The organism is Companilactobacillus sp. FL22-1, from assembly GCF_043951805.1.
Taxonomy (GTDB): domain Bacteria; phylum Bacillota; class Bacilli; order Lactobacillales; family Lactobacillaceae; genus Companilactobacillus.
In genome coordinates, this window is sequence record NZ_JBINJY010000032.1 from 1 (window position 1) to 1,194 (window position 1,194).

General features: G+C 47.4%; 1 rRNA gene. It reads right to left on the bottom strand.

The features are described from left to right. Positions 1-1,194: ribosomal RNA gene (locus ACG72T_RS12525) — 23S ribosomal RNA — on the bottom strand; the annotation flags it as partial.

Below are 1,194 nucleotides of genomic sequence, written 5' to 3' on the forward strand. Positions count from 1 at the left end.
TACTCATACCGGCATTCTCACTTCTAAGAACTCCACTGCTCCTCACGGTACAGCTTCAATGCTCTTACAACGCTCTCCTACCACGTGTCTTACGACACATCCACAGTTTCGGTATCATGCTTAGCCCCGGTACATTTTCGGCGCAGAATCACTCGACTAGTGAGCTATTACGCACTCTTTGAATGAATGGCTGCTTCTAAGCCAACATCCTAGTTGTCTATGCGTTTCCACATCCTTTTCCACTTAGCATGAATTTTGGGACCTTAACTGGTGATCTGGGCTGTTTCCCTTTCGACGGTGGATCTTATCACTCATCGTCTGACTCCCGGGTATAGATCAATGGTATTCGGAGTTTATCTGAATTCAGTAACCCAAGACGGGCCCCTAGTCCAAACAGTGCTCTACCTCCACGATCCTAATCCCCGAGGCTAACCCTAAAGCTATTTCGGAGAGAACCAGCTATCTCCAAGTTCGTTTGGAATTTCACCGCTACCCACAACTCATCCCAGCATTTTTCAACATACACGGGTTCGGTCCTCCAATGCGTTTTACCGCATCTTCAACCTGGTCATGGGTAGGTCACTTGGTTTCGGGTCTACATCAACATACTTAGTCGCCCTATTCAGACTCGCTTTCGCTACGGCTCCGACTTTTCATCTTAACCTTGCATGTTAACGTAACTCGCCGGTTCATTCTACAAAAGGCACGCCATCACCCATTAACGGGCTCTGACTACTTGTAGGCACACGGTTTCAGGATCTATTTCACTCCCCTTCCGGGGTACTTTTCACCTTTCCCTCACGGTACTGGTTCACTATCGGTCACTAGGGAGTATTTAGCCTTGGGAGATGGTCCTCCCGGATTCCGACGGAGTTTCTCGTGTTCCGCCGTACTCAGGATACTGAATGGAGTGGGTCAGATTTCGTTTACGAGGCTTTCACTCTCTTTGGCCAAGCTTTCCAGCTTGTTCAACTATCGTCACCTTTTGTTCTCACAACATCAGTCCTACAACCCTAAAGAGCAAGCTCTTTAGTTTGGGCTCTTCCCGTTTCGCTCGCCGCTACTCAGGGAATCGAATTTCTTTCTCTTCCTGCAACTACTTAGATGTTTCAGTTCATTGCGTCTTCCTCTTGATTGCTATGTATTCACAAACAAGTAAATATCCATTACGATATTTGGGTTCCCCCATTCGGA